Source organism: Marinomonas aquiplantarum (genome assembly GCF_003314975.1).
Lineage (GTDB): Bacteria > Pseudomonadota > Gammaproteobacteria > Pseudomonadales > Marinomonadaceae > Marinomonas > Marinomonas aquiplantarum.
On sequence record NZ_QNRF01000002.1, the window covers coordinates 443934 to 462232 of the forward strand.

15 protein-coding genes are annotated in these 18299 nt (G+C 44.8%); 13 read left to right on the forward strand and 2 right to left on the reverse strand.

Annotation, left to right across the window (positions count from 1 at the left end; all coding sequences use genetic code 11):
* Positions 1–77 precede the first annotated feature (77 nt).
* The 6 genes from lepA to acpS are packed head-to-tail and all read left to right on the forward strand — an operon-like array spanning position 78 to position 5502.
* A complete protein-coding gene (gene lepA / locus DFP76_RS05415; protein ID WP_113873629.1) occupies positions 78–1883 on the forward strand; it encodes a translation elongation factor 4 in 1806 nt (601 codons plus the stop codon).
* Positions 1884–1929: 46 nt separating this feature from the next.
* The gene (gene lepB / locus DFP76_RS05420) at positions 1930–2754 is read left to right on the forward strand and encodes a signal peptidase I (RefSeq protein WP_113873630.1); all 825 of its coding nucleotides are present in this window, start codon (positions 1930–1932) and stop codon (positions 2752–2754) included.
* A gap of 15 nt (positions 2755–2769) precedes the next feature.
* Complete coding sequence (gene rnc / locus DFP76_RS05425; protein ID WP_113873631.1) at positions 2770–3453, forward strand: ribonuclease III; 684 nt, start codon at positions 2770–2772, stop codon at positions 3451–3453.
* On the forward strand, positions 3446–4348 hold the full coding sequence (era, locus tag DFP76_RS05430) for a GTPase Era (RefSeq protein ID WP_113873632.1): 903 nt from the start codon (positions 3446–3448) through the stop codon (positions 4346–4348). The genes rnc and era overlap by 8 nt, the downstream gene beginning before the upstream one ends.
* 5 nt (positions 4349–4353) lie before the next feature.
* Complete coding sequence (gene recO / locus DFP76_RS05435; protein WP_113873633.1) at positions 4354–5091, forward strand: DNA repair protein RecO; 738 nt, start codon at positions 4354–4356, stop codon at positions 5089–5091.
* A gap of 27 nt (positions 5092–5118) precedes the next feature.
* On the forward strand, positions 5119–5502 hold the full coding sequence (gene acpS / locus DFP76_RS05440; protein ID WP_113873634.1) for a holo-ACP synthase: 384 nt from the start codon (positions 5119–5121) through the stop codon (positions 5500–5502).
* Here acpS and DFP76_RS05445 read toward each other — a convergent pair.
* Positions 5483–8257: a response regulator gene (locus DFP76_RS05445; RefSeq protein WP_113873635.1), complete on the reverse strand. Its 2775-nt coding sequence runs from the start codon at positions 8255–8257 to the stop codon at positions 5483–5485. The two genes, acpS and DFP76_RS05445, sit on opposite strands and share 20 nt — an antisense overlap.
* A gap of 20 nt (positions 8258–8277) precedes the next feature.
* Complete coding sequence (locus DFP76_RS05450) at positions 8278–8499, reverse strand: hypothetical protein (protein ID WP_113873636.1); 222 nt, start codon at positions 8497–8499, stop codon at positions 8278–8280.
* 140 nt (positions 8500–8639) lie between these two features.
* Between DFP76_RS05450 and cysM the strand changes: the two genes are divergently transcribed.
* The 7 genes from cysM (at position 8640) to tsaB (ending at position 18298) form a co-directional block, all read left to right on the forward strand.
* On the forward strand, positions 8640–9530 hold the full coding sequence (gene cysM / locus DFP76_RS05455; protein WP_113873637.1) for a cysteine synthase CysM: 891 nt from the start codon (positions 8640–8642) through the stop codon (positions 9528–9530).
* An 81-nt stretch (positions 9531–9611) separates the two neighbouring features.
* The gene (gene rlmD, locus DFP76_RS05460) at positions 9612–10928 is read left to right on the forward strand and encodes a 23S rRNA (uracil(1939)-C(5))-methyltransferase RlmD (RefSeq protein ID WP_113873638.1); all 1317 of its coding nucleotides are present in this window, start codon (positions 9612–9614) and stop codon (positions 10926–10928) included.
* A gap of 16 nt (positions 10929–10944) precedes the next feature.
* Positions 10945–13197 (forward strand): GTP diphosphokinase, encoded by a 2253-nt coding sequence (relA, locus tag DFP76_RS05465; RefSeq protein WP_113873639.1) that lies wholly within the window; start codon positions 10945–10947, stop codon positions 13195–13197.
* Positions 13194–14000 carry a nucleoside triphosphate pyrophosphohydrolase gene (gene mazG, locus DFP76_RS05470; protein ID WP_113873640.1) on the forward strand — a complete coding sequence of 269 codons (807 nt, stop codon included), beginning with the start codon at positions 13194–13196 and terminating at the stop codon, positions 13998–14000. Before relA ends, mazG begins: the two co-directional genes overlap by 4 nt.
* A gap of 66 nt (positions 14001–14066) precedes the next feature.
* Complete coding sequence (ppc, locus tag DFP76_RS05475) at positions 14067–16697, forward strand: phosphoenolpyruvate carboxylase (protein WP_113873641.1); 2631 nt, start codon at positions 14067–14069, stop codon at positions 16695–16697.
* A 229-nt stretch (positions 16698–16926) separates the two neighbouring features.
* Positions 16927–17583: an adenylate kinase gene (gene adk / locus DFP76_RS05480; protein ID WP_113873642.1), complete on the forward strand. Its 657-nt coding sequence runs from the start codon at positions 16927–16929 to the stop codon at positions 17581–17583.
* 7 nt (positions 17584–17590) lie between these two features.
* Entirely contained in the window at positions 17591–18298 is a 708-nt protein-coding gene (tsaB, locus tag DFP76_RS05485) for a tRNA (adenosine(37)-N6)-threonylcarbamoyltransferase complex dimerization subunit type 1 TsaB (protein WP_113873643.1), read from the forward strand.
* Position 18299: the final 1 nt, after the last annotated feature.

The window sequence follows — 18299 nt, forward strand, 5'->3', positions numbered from 1 at the left end:
TGTGGGAAACTGGCTATCTTGTGGCTCCTTATCAACCTGTGATCATTTTAATATCGCTTTTATAGTGTGAGAAAATAGTGTCTTCAAACAATCTTAAGCACATACGCAATTTTAGTATTATCGCCCACATTGACCACGGAAAATCCACTTTGGCGGACCGTTTTATTCAAGCTTGTGAAGGTTTGAGTGAGCGCGAGATGTCGGCTCAAGTACTGGATTCAATGGACATTGAACGTGAGCGTGGCATTACCATCAAGGCGCAAAGTGTGACCTTGGATTACCAGGCAAAAGACGGCCAAACCTACCAGTTAAACTTCATTGATACCCCAGGGCACGTGGACTTCTCGTACGAAGTGTCTCGCTCACTGGCTGCTTGTGAAGGGGCTTTGCTGGTGGTGGATGCGGCGCAAGGTGTAGAAGCACAGTCTGTTGCCAACTGTTATACCGCGATTGAACAGGGTCTTGAAGTCATGCCGGTCTTGAACAAGATTGACTTGCCGCAAGCCGAACCTGAGCGAGTCAGTGCTGAGATTGAAGAAATCATCGGCATTGATGCGATGGATGCCGTGACCTGTTCTGCGAAAACCGGAATGGGCGTTGAAGACGTGTTAGAGCGCTTGGTGGCTACGGTCCCTGCACCTGAAGGTGATACTGAAGCGCCATTGCAAGCCCTCATCATTGACTCATGGTTTGATAACTACTTGGGCGTTGTGTCTTTGGTTCGAATCAAACAGGGTACTTTGCGTAAGAAAGACAAGATTTTCATTAAATCCACCAAGCAAGCACATCCAGTAGATATGGCTGGTATTTTTACGCCAAAACGTAAAGAAACCGGTGTCTTGAAAGCGGGTGAAGTAGGCTATGTTGTGGCGGGTATTAAAGACATTCATGGCGCGCCAGTGGGTGACACCATCACTCATGCTTCGACTCCCGATGTGGAGCAATTGTCTGGTTTCCAAAAAGTAAAACCACAGGTCTACGCAGGCTTGTTCCCTGTCAGCTCAGATGATTACGAAGACTTCCGTGTTGCCTTAGGCAAATTGACGCTAAACGATGCATCTTTGTTCTATGAGCCAGAAAGCTCAGATGCACTAGGGTTTGGTTTCCGTTGTGGTTTCCTTGGCATGCTACATATGGAAATCATCCAAGAGCGTTTGGAACGTGAATACGATCTGGATTTGATCACAACCGCACCAACGGTAGTGTATGAAATTGAGCTAAACAATGGCGAGGTGGTGTATGTTGATAGCCCCTCTAAAATGCCTGACCCGGGAACGGTCAAAGAAATGCGTGAACCGATTGTTGAGGCCAACATTCTGGTGCCGCAAGAGTTTTTAGGTAACGTTATTACACTTTGTGTGGAAAAGCGTGGTGTTCAAAAAGACATGCAATATGTTGGTCGTCAGGTGCAATTACGTTATGAGTTGCCGATGAACGAAGTGGTGATGGATTTCTTTGATAAATTGAAATCTTGTAGCCGTGGTTTTGCCTCCTTAGATTACAGCTTCTCGCATTTCAGCGCAGCGGCTTTGTGTCGCTTAGACATCTTGATCAATGGTGAGCGTGTCGATGCTTTGGCTTTGATTATGCACAAGGATAATGTTCAATTTAAAGGGCGTGCTTTGTGTGAAAAAATGAAAGATTTGATTCCTCGTCAAATGTTTGACGTGGCGATTCAAGGTGCGGTTGGAGCAAAAGTGATTTCGCGTACGACCGTTAAAGCCATGCGCAAAAACGTAACAGCGAAATGTTACGGTGGTGACGTGAGTCGTAAGAAGAAATTGTTACAGAAGCAGAAAGAAGGTAAGAAACGCATGAAGCAGGTTGGTAATGTAGAAGTGCCACAATCTGCTTTCCTTGCGGTTTTGCAGCTGGACAGCTAATAAAAAACCAAATCGATGCGTGAGCATCTCGGTGGAGTAATGTTGTATGGGTTTTGATTTTGAGTTGATACTGGCCGTTGCCTTTTTGGTTACTGGTGCTTTCTGGGTATATGACCGTATTGTGTTTGCGCCAAAGCGCAAACAGATTTTGTCTGGTATGGATCAAGCGGCGCAAAAGGCCATAAGTAAAGAGGCCAAAGAGCGTTTGGCTGATACGCCTAAGCTGGTATCCGAAGTCAAATCCTACTTTGTTATTATCGCGGTAATATTTGGTTTGCGTTCGTTTGTGGTTGAGCCATTTCAAATTCCATCTGGGTCTATGTTACCGACGTTGCAGATAGGCGACTTCATTTTGGTGAACAAGTTCGACTATGGTTTGCGCTTGCCTGTGACCAATACGACGTTAATCCCAACTTCTGAGCCAAAACGCGGTGATGTAGTGGTGTTTAAATATCCTTTGGATCCTAGTCTAAACTACATTAAGCGTTTGGTGGGGTTACCTGGTGACAAGATCCGTTATCGCGATAAGGTGTTAACGGTGAATGGTCAGCAGGTCAGTAAAGCGTTTTTGGCCGCTTTGCCTATTTCGCTAAATCCGAATAGAGAGCCTGTCGCTTTATTTAAGGAAAACTTAGGTGGTGTAGAACACGATATCTATAATAGTAATCGTAACACGCCACATGAAGGTGATTGGGTTGTGCCGGAAGGTCATTATTTTGTCATGGGTGATAACCGCGATAACAGCGCAGATAGTCGCTTCTGGGGCTTTGTGCCAGAAGAAAACATGAAGGGCCGAGCATTTTATGTGTGGCTTCATTGGGATGATTTTTTCAGTATCCCAAGTTTTAAAAATAACGGTTTGATTGAATAAATAATTGGAGACATTTTGAGTTCACTGTATCAGAAGTTGTGTCGGCGCATAGGCTACTTTTTTGCCGACCTTGGATTGCTTGAACTGGCGCTGACACACCGCAGTTATGGCGGGAAAAATAATGAGCGCCTTGAGTTCTTGGGTGATTCGATTCTCAATTATGTGATAGCGGAAGACTTGTTTCATCGTTTTCCAAAAGCCAAGGAAGGAGAATTAAGTCGCTTACGTGCGTCATTGGTTAAAGGGGATACCTTGGCTGAATTAGCACGAGAATTTCAGCTTGGCGATTTTTTAAAGCTGGGCGCTGGAGAATTGAAAAGCGGCGGCTTTCGTCGTGATTCGATTTTAGCGGACAGTGTCGAAGGCATTATTGGTGCTATGTACTTAGATGCTGGCATGGACGTTTGTCGTCAACATATTTTAGCGTGGTACAAAGATCGTTTAGAAGCGACCTCCCTGAAAGTGGTGACGAAAGACGCCAAAACGCGTTTGCAAGAATATCTGCAAGCCAGGAAACATGCTCTGCCTCAGTACGAAGTTGTCGACATCGTTGGTGAACCTCATGATCAAACCTTTCATGTGCATTGCCACATAGAAGTGTGTAATGACGCCATAGAAGGTCGCGGTAATAGTCGTCGTATTGCTGAACAAAATGCTGCGGCAAAAGCCCTAGAAAAATTGGAAGAAGTGAATGTCTGATGTTGAAGTAACCCATTGCGGTTATATTGCCATAGTTGGCCGCCCGAATGTGGGCAAATCGACCCTGCTCAACCATATTCTAGGGCAAAAGCTTTCGATTACCTCTCGTAAGCCTCAGACCACGCGGGATCAGATTCTTGGTGTGAAAACCGAGGGTCATATTCAGGCTATTTATGTGGACACTCCTGGGTTGCATTTGGGTGAAACCAAAGCCATTAACCGCATTATGAATCGCACCGCAACAGCCGCATTGAAAGATGTGGATTTGGTGCTGTTTGTGGTTGATGCGGATCGTTGGACAGAAGAAGATGAGTCTGTTTTACAAAAGGTTAAGTTTGCTTCTTGCCCTGTGGTCCTCGTTGTAAATAAGGTCGATCAACTGGATCAGAAGGACGAGCTGTTACCGCGTTTGGCGAATTTATCTGAACGCATGGACTTTGCTCAAATTGTGCCGATCTCGGCACTGCGAAATAAAAACCTAGATCGACTTGAGCGTTTAGTGGAAAGCTATATTCCAGAGGGAATGCAGTATTACCCAGAAGATCAAATCACCAATCGCAGTTCGCGTTTCTTAGCAGCTGAAATCGTCCGTGAAAAAATTACCCGTCAATTGGGCCAGGAAGTGCCCTATGAAGTGGCGGTGCAAATTGAAGAGTTTGTTTACGAAGAATCTGCGATTCATATTAGTGCCTTGATTTTGGTTGAACGCAATGGTCAAAAGCGCATCATCATTGGTGATCGTGGTGAAAAAATTAAGCTTATTGGTAAAGAAGCTCGCATTGATATGGAAGAGTTGTTTCAACATAAAGTGATGTTGAATTTATGGATTAAAGTGCGTTCTGGTTGGTCTGATGATGAGCGTGCTTTAGCCAGTCTGGGTTATCAGGAAGAATAAGTCGGATGCGCGCTAATGGGTATGTCATTCATACTCGTCCGTTTCAGGACAATAAGGTGTTGGTTGACCTATTGACCGAAGAACAGGGGTTGATGCGCGGTGTTTGGCGATTACCAAAAAAAGAGGCTCGGGTCTTACCTGGGCCTTTTTTGCGTTATGAACTGGAGTATGTGGGACGCAGTGACTTAAAGACGATCAAAAGCTTGGAGTCTCTGTCTGCCCCAAGTTCACTGGAAGGGCTCAATTTGTACGCGGCCTTGTATGTTCATGAATTACTAGAGAAGCTGTTGCCGAGCAATTTGCCTCTGCCAGATGTTTACGCACTATATCAATGGTTAATTGAAAATCTACATGCTGGTGCGCCCATTGCGCCTTTATTAAGGCGTTTTGAAGTGGGTCTGTTTGCTGACTTGGGATCAAGCATTAGCATGGGCGTAACGGGGCGTGGTGAACCGTTGGACGCGAAGCAGATGTATCAGTTTCATGGCCAATTTGGGTTACGTCCTTATCATGGAGAGATATTGAAACAAGTCCCCATTCTCTTCGTCGAAGGGCAAGTAGCGTTACAATATCATGCTGGAGCATGGCGCGATAAACAGGTTTTAAGCTTAGCAAAAGTATTGCATCGACATTGGTTAGATGGCTTGTTAAATGGTAAGCCTGTGGTATCTCGTGAGTTGCTGCCTGCCACTTCATTTAATGGTGAGCTGCATTTGGGTGTACCAGTATTTCGAGCTTTATAAGGGCGTTTTAACGATAAGGGTAGCGTTGTGATTTTAGGTGTTGGAACAGATTTAGTTGAGATTGAACGTGTGTCTAATTCGGTTGCGCGTTTGGGTGATCGTTTTATAGATCGTATTCTCACGGCACAAGAAAAGCAGCGATGGCAGGCGATTTCGCATCCAGATCAAGCTAATGCTTATGTGGCAAAACGTTTTGCTGCGAAAGAAGCGGCGGTCAAAGCTTTGGGAACAGGCATTGGTTCTGGCGTCAGTTTTCAGCACTTTAATGTGATTAACTTACCTTCTGGTCAGCCTTATTTAGAGGTGGACCAAAGTATCTCTGAGCGTTTTGAACACCCTGTTGTGTGGCATTTAAGTTTAACGGATGAGCGTGCCTATGCGCAGGCTTTTGTTATTCTTGAGGCCAAGTAATCAGGTCTCGATGATTTAACAGGTCATCAATGGCGTGAATAAAATCTTCCGCTACGCCTTCTACGTCTTCCATCCCCAGTTCTTTTAAGTGTGTTTCTAAAAAACCAGCATGACGTGCAATATTAAAGGTGCCTGTGTATTTGGACGCACCATGAATACGGTGAACCACTTCAATGAGTTTGTCTGTGTCTTGGTGTTCTAAGTGATGTTGAATCAGCTTTTTCTCATTGTCGAGAGAGTCGGCTAACATGGTAAACATTTCCTGAGCGATGTCTGCTTTACCATTGACGATGTCTAACGCTTTTTGCATATCGAAAATATTTACTAATGTGGCATCAACTTGTTGCTGGAAGGTTTTGGTATTAGAGCACCACTCGTCAATGGTGCGAAACAATACTTCTTCATCAATAGGTTTGGTTAAATAAGCATTCATGCCACTGGCGAGAATTTGTTGTTGCTCTGAGCCAAGGGCGTGTGCCGTCAGGGCAATGATGGGTGTGTTTTGATAGGCATTTAGTTGTCGTAACTGTTGGGTGGTCTCCATGCCGTCCATTTCTGGCATCTGGATGTCCATGAAAATGAGATCAAATGCTTGCTCAGATGCCAATGCCAAGGCTTGCTGACCACTGTAGGCTAACGTCACGTCGATCCCGTGCGGTTGCAGCCAATGACTTAGCAGTTGTAAATTGATTGGTGCATCATCAACCGCTAGGATTTTAAGGCCTTTGCGAGTCTGGTTTGATTCAACCGGCAGGCTAATATCATCGTTTTGAATCTCTCTTTGATCGATTTGTTGCAGTGCTTTATAGAGGCGATCATGACTGACGGGCTTGAGCAAAATTTCGCTAGCAAGCGCTTTAAGCTCCGGGTTTTGAGTAATGCTTCTGGGTGGCTGGATCATGACAATACAAGGAATGGCAAAATGTTGATTGGCGTAACTAATCAATTCCTTGGTCTCTTCTACACTGCTTTCTTCAGGACCTAAGCTCAGTACAATGCCGTCAATGGTGTCAGCTTTTTCCTGTAAAGCGGATACCAATTGTTCTATGTCGCTACAACGGGTGGTTGTAACACCGATGCTATGTAAATAGCTGGTCAGATGGGCACGGTAGGTGCTGCTTGGTTCCAGTAAAATGATGTGTCTGTCTAATGAGTCTTTTTGGTTTATTAGGTTGCCAGAGGCCTGCAGGCAAAGAGAGAAGCGAAACGTTGAGCCGATACTTGGGTCGCTGCTGACTTCGATTTTACCTTGCATTTGTTCGACCAGTTTTTTACTGATAACCAGACCTAGACCCGTACCGCCAAATTGTCGTGTTGTGCTGGTGTCTACTTGTGAAAATGGTTTGAAGAGGCGATCAATTTTATGTTCTGGAATACCAATGCCTGTGTCGACAATTTGGAACAGCAGAGTCAATTTGTTGTCTGACTGGGTCTGACAAGATACTTTGGTTTTGACTGAGCCTTGATGAGTAAATTTAATGGCGTTGCCGATTAGGTTGGTGAGGATTTGACGGATACGAGTGCTGTCACCAATGATCCATTCTGGCAGTTGTGTATCGTATTCTGTTACTAGGTCGATCTGCTTTTCTTTGGTTAGCAGGTTGATGCTCAGGGTTTGATAAACATCATCAATTAGGGCGCGAAGATTAAAGTGATTGCTCTCTAAGCTTAATTTTCCAGCTTCAATTTTGGAAAAGTCTAAGATGTCGCCAATGATGGCGAGCAAACTGTTTGTCGATTGTTCAATGGTATCGATGTACAGCTTATGCTGTGGATCTTTGATGCCTTTTTGCAGGGTTTTGGTATAGCCCAATATGGCATTCAGTGGGGTTCTGACTTCATGACTGATATTCGCGAGAAATTGTGATTTTAAGCGATTCGACTCCATGGCTTCCCGGTTAGCTATGTGTAACTGGGCGCTTTTTTCTTCCATACTGTCCATGCTGCGGCGAAGGTCTTCCGTTGCTTGCTCTATCCCCGCGGTCATTTCATGTTTGTTGTGTTCAAGTCGCTCTGTTAGGTACAGCAAATCTTTTTGCAGAGATTGATATTCTGCTGGGAGGCGCAACAACTTTGCAGCAGAAAACTGCTCTTTGGAGAGTTTATTTAAGGTGTTTTCGACATTTTTTACTGGCAGCATTAATTGTTTGGTGATGCGTAAGAAGATCAATCCACTGCCTAAATTAAACGCAAAGAAAACCAATAGGACTAAGCTGGCGTATTGGTATTTTTGGATTTGAACTATAGCGGTATCGGCTTGAATTTTGACCCAACCAATTAGGTTTTGTTGGCTTATGGGGCCAAATAAGTCAGCTTGTGGGTTAAAGGCACCGTCTAATGCACTGTTGTTGTAATGAACCGCGCTAATGGAAACTAAATGATTGGGGAATGTTTGTATTTCGCTGGTGGGGAAGCCTGTCGTTTTGACGACGAATTCTGTACCCAGTTCGGCGATGATTTTTTGCTCGCTGTTGAATAATTGGACGCTGCTGATGTATTGATTACTGAGAGCATTTTGTAAAATGCGATACATCATGTTTTGGTCAGAAAAGACAATGGCGTATTCGCTGGTGGTGGCGACTTGTTCTGTGATGTGTTGTGTACGTTGATACAGGTTGTCGTCGAGATCACTAAAGCGACTGAACATTAAAAAAACACAGGTGATGACGGAGATACCAAAAACCGGTGCGAATAGAGACCAAAACAATTTATTGTCATGGTTTAGCTGAAGTTTTGGTAAACGAATATTAATCATGAGGTCCTAATGGTTATCGACTAATAACAGGCGAAATTGTCCTTGTCTTGGCGTTTTTCACATTCTTCTTGATACTGCTGGCAGTTTTTTTCATCGCCTTGTGTCGACGCATCATAAAGGCACTGACGCCATTGAGTTCTCAGCTCCAAATTGCTTAAATCGCTGGCTATATTTTCATTTTTCTCGCAGCCACTGAGGAAGATCACAAGAGTAAAAACCGCAAAAATCTGTTGGTAGCCCATGTGCTTGCCTTATCATTGAGTGGTTGAAACTAAGTTTATAACGCTTTCTTATTGTACTCTTGCTAGCAAGTGGTCTTAAATAGGCTCAATAATGAGTTAAGTGTCATTCTGTCCGTAATTAATGTCAATGAAGTTTTTATATGATCGAGTATCCAACTATCGAGTCTTTGATTGGGCAAACCCCTTTGGTGCGCCTGCAAAGAATCAACCCAAACCCTAACAATACCATACTGTTAAAACTGGAAGGGCAAAACCCTGCTGGTTCAGTAAAAGATCGTCCTGCCTTAAATATGATTTTGCAGGCTGAGCGACGCGGTGAAATTAAACCAGGTGACAGTTTAATCGAAGCGACCAGTGGTAATACCGGCATTGCATTGGCAATGGCCGCGGCCATTAAGGGTTATAAAATGCACTTGATCATGCCTGATAACATGAGCCAAGAGCGTAAGTCTGCGATGGCAGCGTATGGGGCAGTGTTGCACTTGGTTAGCAAACAAGAGGGCATGGAAAGAGCCAGAGATTTGGCTCAAGAGATGCAGGATCAAGGCATTGGTAAAGTGCTTAATCAGTTTGCAAATCAAGACAATCCCAATGCGCATTACCTGTCAACTGGGCCTGAAATCTGGCAGCAAACACAAGGTACGGTCACGCATTTTGTCAGTTCCATGGGAACCACTGGGACCATTATGGGAGTCTCTCAGTATTTGAAAGAGCAGAATGAGCAGATCCAGATTATAGGGTTGCAGCCACAAGATGGTGCCAGCATTCCAGGTATTCGACGTTGGCCTAAAGAGTATTTGCCGTCTATTTTCGATGATACTCGAGTCGATACTGTGATGGATGTGTCCCAGCAGGATGCGGAGCAAACCATGCGCCGTCTTGCTAAAGAGGAAGGGATTTTCTGTGGTGTGTCATCTGGCGGTTCCGTGGCAATGGCAATGGCGTTATCTGAGCAGTTAAATGACGCCGTGATCGTGGCCATTGTATGTGATCGTGGTGACCGATATTTGTCGACAGGCGTGTTTGATTAAAAAAGTTGTCGTGTTGATCTCTGCTCAGATGCGTTAGAATGCGGGCCAAATATCCATTTTACTGCCAATCGAGAACGCATCTTGAGAAGAAGAAATTCAGCCCGTCGCCCGATAAAAAAAGCCTCGTTAGGGCCAATACAAACTTATCAAATTGATGGTTTGACCCATGAAGCGAAAGGGGTCGCTCGCCTTAATGGTAAAGTCACCTTTATTGAAGGCGCTTTACCTGGAGAGACAGTCACCGCTCAGGTGACTAAACCTGGTCGTCGTTTCGACGAAGCCATTTTGAATACCCTTGTTGAAACCAGTGATGATCGAGTGTCGCCAGCTTGCCAGCACTTTGGGGATTGTGGTGGCTGCAGTTTCCAGCATTTAGAGGAGTCCAAACAGCGCCTTGCTAAAGCGGACTGGCTGGCTGGTCAATTAAGAAACTTACTACCGAAAGAACAAATTGAGTGTTTATTTGATGTGAGCTCAGGCTATCGCCGTCGAGCTCGTCTGGCGATTGATCATAAAAAAAATACACTGGTCCTTGGTTTTCGCAGTAAGGCCTCTAATCGAGTTGTTGATATTGAACAATGTCATGTCTTAACACCGTCATTACAAGCCTTATTTGTTTCCCTTAAAGCGTGTTTAAAGCAGAATCCTATTCTACCGTCACTGGGCCATATTGAGTTGTTAGAAGACAGCAAAGGTCAGTCTGTACTACTGCGCCTAGTGTCTGACATTACCACTCTTCAACAACAGGCTTACCTTGATTGGGCGCAACAGCAGGGTGTGAATTTATATTGGCAGGCACCAAAAGCGAGCAGAGCGGATCTGACAGAAGAGCAAATGCGCTATTATGATATGGGAAATTTGCGCTTGAAATATCATCCTCAAGACTTTATTCAAGTAAATGAGGTGATGAATCAAAAAATGGTAGCGCAAGCCATGACTTGGTTGGCGCCACAGAAAGACGATGCCGTGTTAGATTTGTTCTGTGGTGTTGGGAATTTTTCTTTGCCATTAGCCCAACTTGCTGGCAGTGTAATTGGCGTCGAGTTACAGGAATCAATGGTTCAAGCTGGTCGACATAATGCCAGTTTGAATGGTTTGGATAATCTGACCTTTGTGGCGGCGGATTTAACGCAGCCTGTAGAAGGGCAGTTTTTAACCAAAAAAATTAATAAGATATTGCTTGATCCACCGCGAGCCGGAGCGTTTGAGTTTTTAGATACCATTATTCATATCGCGCCCCAGCAAATCTTGTATGTTTCTTGCAATGCCTCTACTTTGGCGAGAGATGCTGAGTATTTAGTGTCAAATGGCTACAAGGTTGTGCGAGCGGGATTAATGGATATGTTTCCGCAAACCTCACATGTGGAAACCATGATGCTATTGCAAAAGCAAAAGTGAATTGAAGGACGGATAAATGGTAACAGTAAGAAAAGATCATCCAGTATTAGAAGATGGCAGTGTTGATATTGATGCTTGGATGTCGAATTTCTCCGATCTAATCGATGACAGTGCACGAGTGCCTCTAAGGATGGCCTGTGAGTTGGCGCGACAAGCTGAGTTGCAATGTGCTCGACCTTCCTATTGGGGACCGCAAGCCAGTACCTTTCGTGCTGGTTTGGAAATGGTTGAGATTTTATCCGGTTTCCGAGCTGATCAAGATTCCCTTGTTGCTGCCGCTTTGTATCGAGCCGTTCGAGAAGATCAGCTGCCGATTAGCCGTGTGGTTGATATGTTTGGTCGTAAAGTGGCTTCTCTTGTTGAAGGTGTGATCCGCATGGGAGAGGTGTCAAAGAATTTGACTGCAGACACCGCAGCTGAGGTATTAGGCAGTAACGAAAATCAGCTGGAATCACTGCGTAAAATGCTGGTTTCAATCATCGATGATGTGCGCGTCGTCTTGATTAAACTGGCCGAGAGAGCTTGTGCGATCAAAGAAGCCAAATATCAAGACGAAGATCGTCGCGTCGCGGTCGCTTTGGAAGTACAAAGTGTCTACGCTCCTTTAGCGCATCGTTTAGGGATTGGTCACATCAAATGGGAGCTCGAAGACCTTTCGTTCCGATACCTTTACCCAACCGAATACAAACGCATTGCCAAATGGCTGGATGAAAAACGTCTTGATCGTCAGCAGTACATAGAAGATGTGATTGGTTTGCTCGATCAACGTCTTAAAGGCATTAATATTCATGCGGATTTAATGGGACGAGCAAAACACATTTACAGTATTTGGCGCAAAATGAAGCGTAAAAATATTGGCTTCGATGAAGTTTATGATGTGCGTGCTGTGCGCATCTTAGTGGACGAACCAATGGAATGTTATGGTGTTCTTGGTGTGGTTCACAATTTATGGCGCCCCATTCCACAAGAGTTTGACGATTACATCAGTAACCCTAAATCAAACGGTTACCAATCGCTTCATACGGCCGTTGTTGGGCCTCAAGGTCGTGCTTTAGAAATACAAATTCGTACTCATAAAATGCATGAAGATGCGGAACTTGGGGTGTGTGCTCATTGGAAATACAAAGGCACAGACCTAAGTTCGAATAGCAGCAGTTACGAAGAAAAACTGCAATGGCTGAGAACCATTTTGGACTTCCATGAGGTTCAAGGGGATTTAGAATCTTTATCCGAACAAGTACGCAGTGATATTGAGCAAGACCGTATCTATGTGTTTACGCCAGATGGTCACGTAGTGGATTTGCCCGTCAACGCGACGCCGGTTGATTTTGCTTACCGTGTGCATACAGAAATTGGTCACCGGTGTCGTGGTGCTAAGGTAAACGGCAAGATCATTTCTTTGGTGACGCATCTTAAAACGGGTGACAAGGTTGAAATCCTGACCACAAAAGAAGGCGGCCCAAGCCGGGATTGGTTACATCCAACCTTAGGTTATGTGCAAACCAACCGTGCCCGCGCGAAAATTCAGAACTGGTTTCGCAAGGAAGATCGAGACAAAAACCTTGAAGCGGGTAAGGCTTTATTGGACAAGCAGCTCAAGCGTTTGGGCGTGGACGACAGTCGAGTTGACTTACAAACCGTCGCGGCACGATTTAACTTCTCCAATGCAGATGAAGTCTATGTGGCATTAGGGGCAGGGGACATTCAACTGGCTCGAGTGCTAAGAGTGGTTGATGAGTTCTTCAGTCTGGACGGTGAAGCGCCGAGCACAACTCGCCCGATTCGTTTGAAGAAGAGTCGTCATAAATCTTCTGATAACGACATTCATATTCTCGGTGTTGGAAAGCTCTTAACTCAGATGGCTAAATGTTGTACGCCGATTCCTGGTGATGACATTGCCGGTTACATTACTCACGGTCGTGGGGTTTCGGTACACCGTCAGGATTGCATTAATATCGTGCAGTTAGGCATGGATGAGCCCGAGCGTATTATTGATGTGAGCTGGGGCGAGCGTTTAGATAATCAATACCCTGTGAATATTCAAGTGGAAGCATACGACAGAACAGGTTTGCTTAATGACATTACTGGCTTACTTGCCAATGAGAAAGTGAACCTATTATCGATGAATACCTTATCCGCAAAAGAGAATCACACAGCCAGTATTCGATTTACCATCGAGGTAGGAGAATTGAGTGTGTTGAGTAAGTTATTACATCGAATTAATCAACTGCCAAATGTATTAAACGTGTTTAGAGAGAAAGACTTTTGAGTGAAGCCATCCAACGCTTACAATATTTAATGACTTGTTTGCGTGATAAAGACTTTGGTTGCGCTTGGGATAAGAAGCAAACTTATCAGACCATTGCGCCTTATACCTTGGAAGAAGCTTATGAAGTCATTGATGCCATAGAAAGAGCGGATTTTGATGACCTAAAAGATGAACTTGGGGATTTACTGTTCCAGGTTATCTTTTACTCTCAAATAGCGCGTGAAGATGACAAGTTTGATTTTGATGATGTGGTGAATGGCATTGTGGCTAAAATGCTGCGTCGTCATCCACATATTTTTCCACAAGGTGAGCTTGACCGTTTTGGTGAACCAAGCAACTTGTCTGAATCAGACATTTCCGCTCAGTGGCAAGCAATTAAGGAACAGGAGAAAGCGTCAAAACCTAAGCAGGGTGTATTGGATGATGTACCAAGCGCTATGCCGAGTATGATGCAAGCGGTTAAATTGCAACAAAAAGCCGCTAAGTTTGGGTTTGATTGGCAGGATATTTCGCCAGTGTTCGCCAAAATTCGCGAAGAATTGGATGAGTTGGAAGAAGCCATACAACTTGGCGAGCAGGGACATATTGCTGAAGAAATGGGCGATGTGTTATTTGCTATGACCAATTTGGCACGCCATTTAAAGGTGTCACCAGATATAGCATTAAACAAAACCAATACTAAGTTTCGACGTCGCTTTGCTAGAATCGAGACGTTGTTAGTAGCACAGAATAGAAAATTAACGGACTGTTCTTTGGCAGAATTGGACCGTTACTGGGAGCAAGCTAAAAGCGAAGGTTTATAGCCTTGTAATAGAAAGAATAATAACGCGACTCAATAAGTGTTTGTGGTACTTTTTTAGGAGGTTGAGGTGAGTGATCGTCAAGCGTCGTTACGTGAAAATGTTAGGTTGCTGGGAGATTGTCTCGGCGAAAGCATGAGTAATCACTTGGGAGAGGGCTTTCTTGAAAAAGTGGAAAACATCCGCCTGCTCTCAAAAGATGGTCGACAATCAGGGGATTCTGCTGCACTCATTGATGCTTTAGAAGCGTTAGATGACAAAGAAATTGTACCTGTTGCCCGAGCATTCAATCAGTTCCTTAACCTATCCAACATTGCGGAACAATATCATCGCGTTCACCGTCGTCGCACCAATGAAAGTTTGGGGGTGTATCACAATCCTGTGGGGGATTTGCTGGAACGCCTAGCGAAACAAAATTACACCTCAGAGCAAATGATCGAAGCGTTACAGGGACAGTCTATCGAGCTGGTTTTAACGGCTCACCCTACCGAGGTGGTACGCCGTTCATTAATTCGTAAATACGATAATATTTCCAGTGAATTGGAAGCCCTCGATAAAGATAACATCCTGCCTCTGGAAGAAACGAAACACATTCGTCGCCTTAAAGAAATTATCACTCAAGCTTGGCACACAGATGAGATCCGTGAAGAGCGTCCGACGCCAGTGGATGAAGCTAAATGGGGATTTGCGGTCATTGAGCAGTCTTTGTGGCAAGCCGTTCCTCGCTTTTTTCGTCAACTAGATGAGCAGTTTAGCGAGCATTCCCAACAGGAGCATTTGCCTTTGGACTTGGCGCCCATTCGTTTCGCTACCTGGATGGGAGGGGACCGTGATGGTAACCCGAATGTGACTCACAAAGTGACTAAAGAAGTGGCCTTATTGGCTCGCTGGATGGCGGCTGATCTTTATATCAAAGACTTAAACGTTCTGCGTTCTGAATTTTCCATGACACAATGCAATGACGCTTTACGAGCGCGAGTGGGTGACAGTGCTCAGCCTTATCGTGAAGTGTTGCGCCAGCTTGAAACGAAAATGCATAAAACGAAAAACTGGGCCAAAGCGTGTTTGGATGGTGAGTCGGTATCAGACGAAGGAGTGTTTCTCAACAGTGAAGAGTTAATCAGTGACTTGGTGCTGTGTTATCAGTCTCTTCTGGACAGTGGAATGAAGGTGATCGCCAATGGCTCGTTGCTTGACTTGATTCGTTGTGCCGCCACGTTTGGTATGACATTGGTGCGTTTGGATGTTCGTCAAGATTCGGCGCGACACATTGACACTTTATCAGCCATTACTCGATTTTATGGGCTTGGGGATTATGCTGAATGGGATGAGGCGTCTCGTCAGGCGTTCTTATTGGCGGAATTGAATTCTAAGCGCCCTTTGTTACCGCTGGATTGGTCACCCACAGACGAAGTGAAAGAGGTGTTAGATACCTTTGCTATGATAGCGCAAGGAGATCAAAGTTCGTTTGGTTCTTATGTGATTTCGATGGCCAGTGCTCCTTCTGATGTGTTGGCGGTTGCTTTGATGTTGAAAGAGTCTGGGGTAAGTTTCCCCATGCGAATTGTGCCTTTGTTTGAAACCTTGGCAGATTTGGATAATGCAGAACCCATTATCGAGCAATTGTTTTCCATGCCTTGGTATAAATCCTATATAAATGGCCGTCAGGAAGTCATGATTGGCTACTCTGATTCGGCAAAAGATGCGGGTCAAATTGCGGCGACTTGGGGGCAATATCGTGCACAGGAAGCCTTAACTCGACTGTGTCGGAAGCATGGTATTCATCTGACTTTGTTCCACGGGCGCGGTGGTACTGTTGGTCGTGGCGGCGGTCCGGCTCATGTGGCGATCTTATCCCAGCCTCCAGGTTCGGTGAATGGCGCGATTCGAGTCACAGAGCAAGGCGAAATGATTCGTTTCAAATTTGGTATTCCTGACATCGCCGTGCGCTCGTTAGAACTGTATTGTTCTGCGGTTATGGAAGCTACCTTGATACCTGCTGAGCCGCCAAAAGAAGAGTGGCGTGCCATCATGGATGAAATGGCCGAAGTCGGCATGAATCAGTACCGTTCTATTGTCCGTGGTCATGACGATTTTGTGCCTTATTTCCGAGCGACCACGCCTGAGCAAGAGTTGGCGAAATTGCCGCTCGGTTCAAGGCCGGCTCGACGTCGTTTGGATGGTGGTGTTGAAAGCTTGCGTGCCATTCCGTGGATATTTGCTTGGATGCAAATTCGCTTAATGTTACCTGCTTGGTTGGGCGCTGAGAGCGCAATAGAGCAAGCCATAGAGTCTGGGAATTTGGAAAAGCTTCGCGAGATGCATGATAAATGGCCTTTCTTTGGTGCTTATTTAGATATGTTAGACATGGTCTTGGCCAAAGCCGAGCCAGAGATTGCCGAATACTATGAAAAACGTTTGGTGCCTGAAGAGCTTCAAGGCTTGGGAAGACTGTTGCGAGCTAAGCTAAGTCAAGTAAGTGATTTGGTGAAGACGTTGAAGCAGCAGGAGCGTCTAATCGAAGACAACAAAACCATACGTCAGTCGATTGATGTGCGTAACCCTTATATTGATCCATTGCATTATTTACAGGCTGAGCTTTTGTTCCGAAGTCGTCGTGATGAGGAAAATGCAGAAGTGAATAAAGCCTTGATGATTACCATGGCTGGTATTGCCAGTGGTATGCAAAATACAGGCTAATTTATAAAAAAGATTAAAAAATACTCACTATTGGTAAGAAAATGACAAAAAAAGGCAGGTAAATTTGCAAAATGAAGGGCGGCTTGGGTATGCTTGGCGGCCATTCAATTTTTTAATATGCAAATAGTTTGTCTGTACACTTTTTATCGCGACCAAATGGGTTCGTTTTAGTCTTATTGTGTCAGCCAATCTTGCAATTCAGTTAACGCTGTCTTTTGGAGACTTTATTATGCGAGTAATTCTATTAGGTGCGCCAGGTGCAGGTAAAGGAACTCAGGCTCAGTTTATTACCGAAGAGTTTGGTATTCCGCAAATCTCGACAGGTGATATGTTGCGTGCCGCTGTAAAAGCAGGAAGCGAACTTGGTTTAAAAGCAAAAGCCGTTATGGATGCGGGTCAGCTTGTTTCTGATGACATTATCATTGGTTTAGTAAAAGAACGTCTAACCCAAGATGATTGCGCTAAAGGGGCTTTGTTTGATGGTTTTCCACGTACCATTCCACAAGCCGATGCGTTGAAAGATGCTGGTGTGAAAATTGACTACGTTGTCGAAATTGATGTGGCTGATGAAGAAATTGTTCAGCGCATGAGTGGCCGTCGTGTGCACGAAGCATCTGGTCGTAGTTACCACCTTGTTTACAATCCACCAAAAGTGGCAGGGAAAGATGACGTAACGGGTGAAGAACTTATTCAGCGTGCTGATGACACTGAAGAAACGGTTCGTAAGCGTTTAGGGGTGTACCATGAGCAGACAGCTCCACTGATTGGTTACTACCAAGATTGGCTAAAAGCCGATGGTGTAAACGCGCCTAAATTCGTTAAAGTGAACGGTGTTGGTGATCTGAATGAGATTAAACAAAACCTATTAACTGCGTTACAGGCTTAATGTTTCAATGACCGCCATTTTAGCATTGGATACGTCAACGCCAGCATGTTCTGTGGCGTTGAATATTGATGGTGTTGTGTTAGAAGACTTTCGCATGGCACCGCGTCTGCATAACGATTTGATCTTACCTATGGTGGATCAACTTCTTCAACAAGCTGAACTTACCTTGTCTGATTTAGACGCTATTGCGTTTGGGCGTGGTCCTGGATCCTTTACTGGGCTCCGTATTAGTGCGGGTGTGGTTCAAGGGCTTGCTTTTGGTGCGGACTTACCGGTTGTTCCTGTGTCGACATTGGAGGCTTTGGCGTTAGAAGGCTTTCAAAAAACTAGCCAAGCACATTGGTTAGCGGCACTGGATGCTCGCATGGGAGAAGTGTACATAGCGGGTTATCGAGTCGATAAAAATGCTCAAGGTTATCAAGTTGAATGTTTGTTTCCAGAAAGCGTATCAAAACCGGATCAACTGCCGGAATTTGAGCATGCTTTTAACGGGGTTGGTTCAGGTTGGTGCTATCAAGAGACATTAGCGTCTTTATTGCCTGACATGCCATCGCATGTGCTTGATGATCTTGCACCAAGAGCGGCTTGTATTGCTGAATTGGCTGCCATCAAGTTAGCAAAAGGGGAAGTGGTTTCTGCGTACGATGCGATTCCAACTTATTTAAGGGATGAAATCACCTGGGAAAAACAGGCGCCTCGTATAGGAAAGCGTTAAC

Coding starts and splice junctions, on each gene's coding strand:
- lepB (WP_113873630.1), top strand. CDS start 1,930: ATGGGTTTTGATTTTGAGTTGATACTGGCCGTTGCCTTTTTGGTTACT.
- DFP76_RS05445 (WP_113873635.1), bottom strand. CDS start 8,257: ATGATTAATATTCGTTTACCAAAACTTCAGCTAAACCATGACAATAAA.
- DFP76_RS05450 (WP_113873636.1), bottom strand. CDS start 8,499: ATGGGCTACCAACAGATTTTTGCGGTTTTTACTCTTGTGATCTTCCTC.
- recO (WP_113873633.1), top strand. CDS start 4,354: ATGCGCGCTAATGGGTATGTCATTCATACTCGTCCGTTTCAGGACAAT.
- adk (WP_113873642.1), top strand. CDS start 16,927: ATGCGAGTAATTCTATTAGGTGCGCCAGGTGCAGGTAAAGGAACTCAG.
- cysM (WP_113873637.1), top strand. CDS start 8,640: ATGATCGAGTATCCAACTATCGAGTCTTTGATTGGGCAAACCCCTTTG.
- tsaB (WP_113873643.1), top strand. CDS start 17,591: ATGACCGCCATTTTAGCATTGGATACGTCAACGCCAGCATGTTCTGTG.
- era (WP_113873632.1), top strand. CDS start 3,446: ATGTCTGATGTTGAAGTAACCCATTGCGGTTATATTGCCATAGTTGGC.
- relA (WP_113873639.1), top strand. CDS start 10,945: ATGGTAACAGTAAGAAAAGATCATCCAGTATTAGAAGATGGCAGTGTT.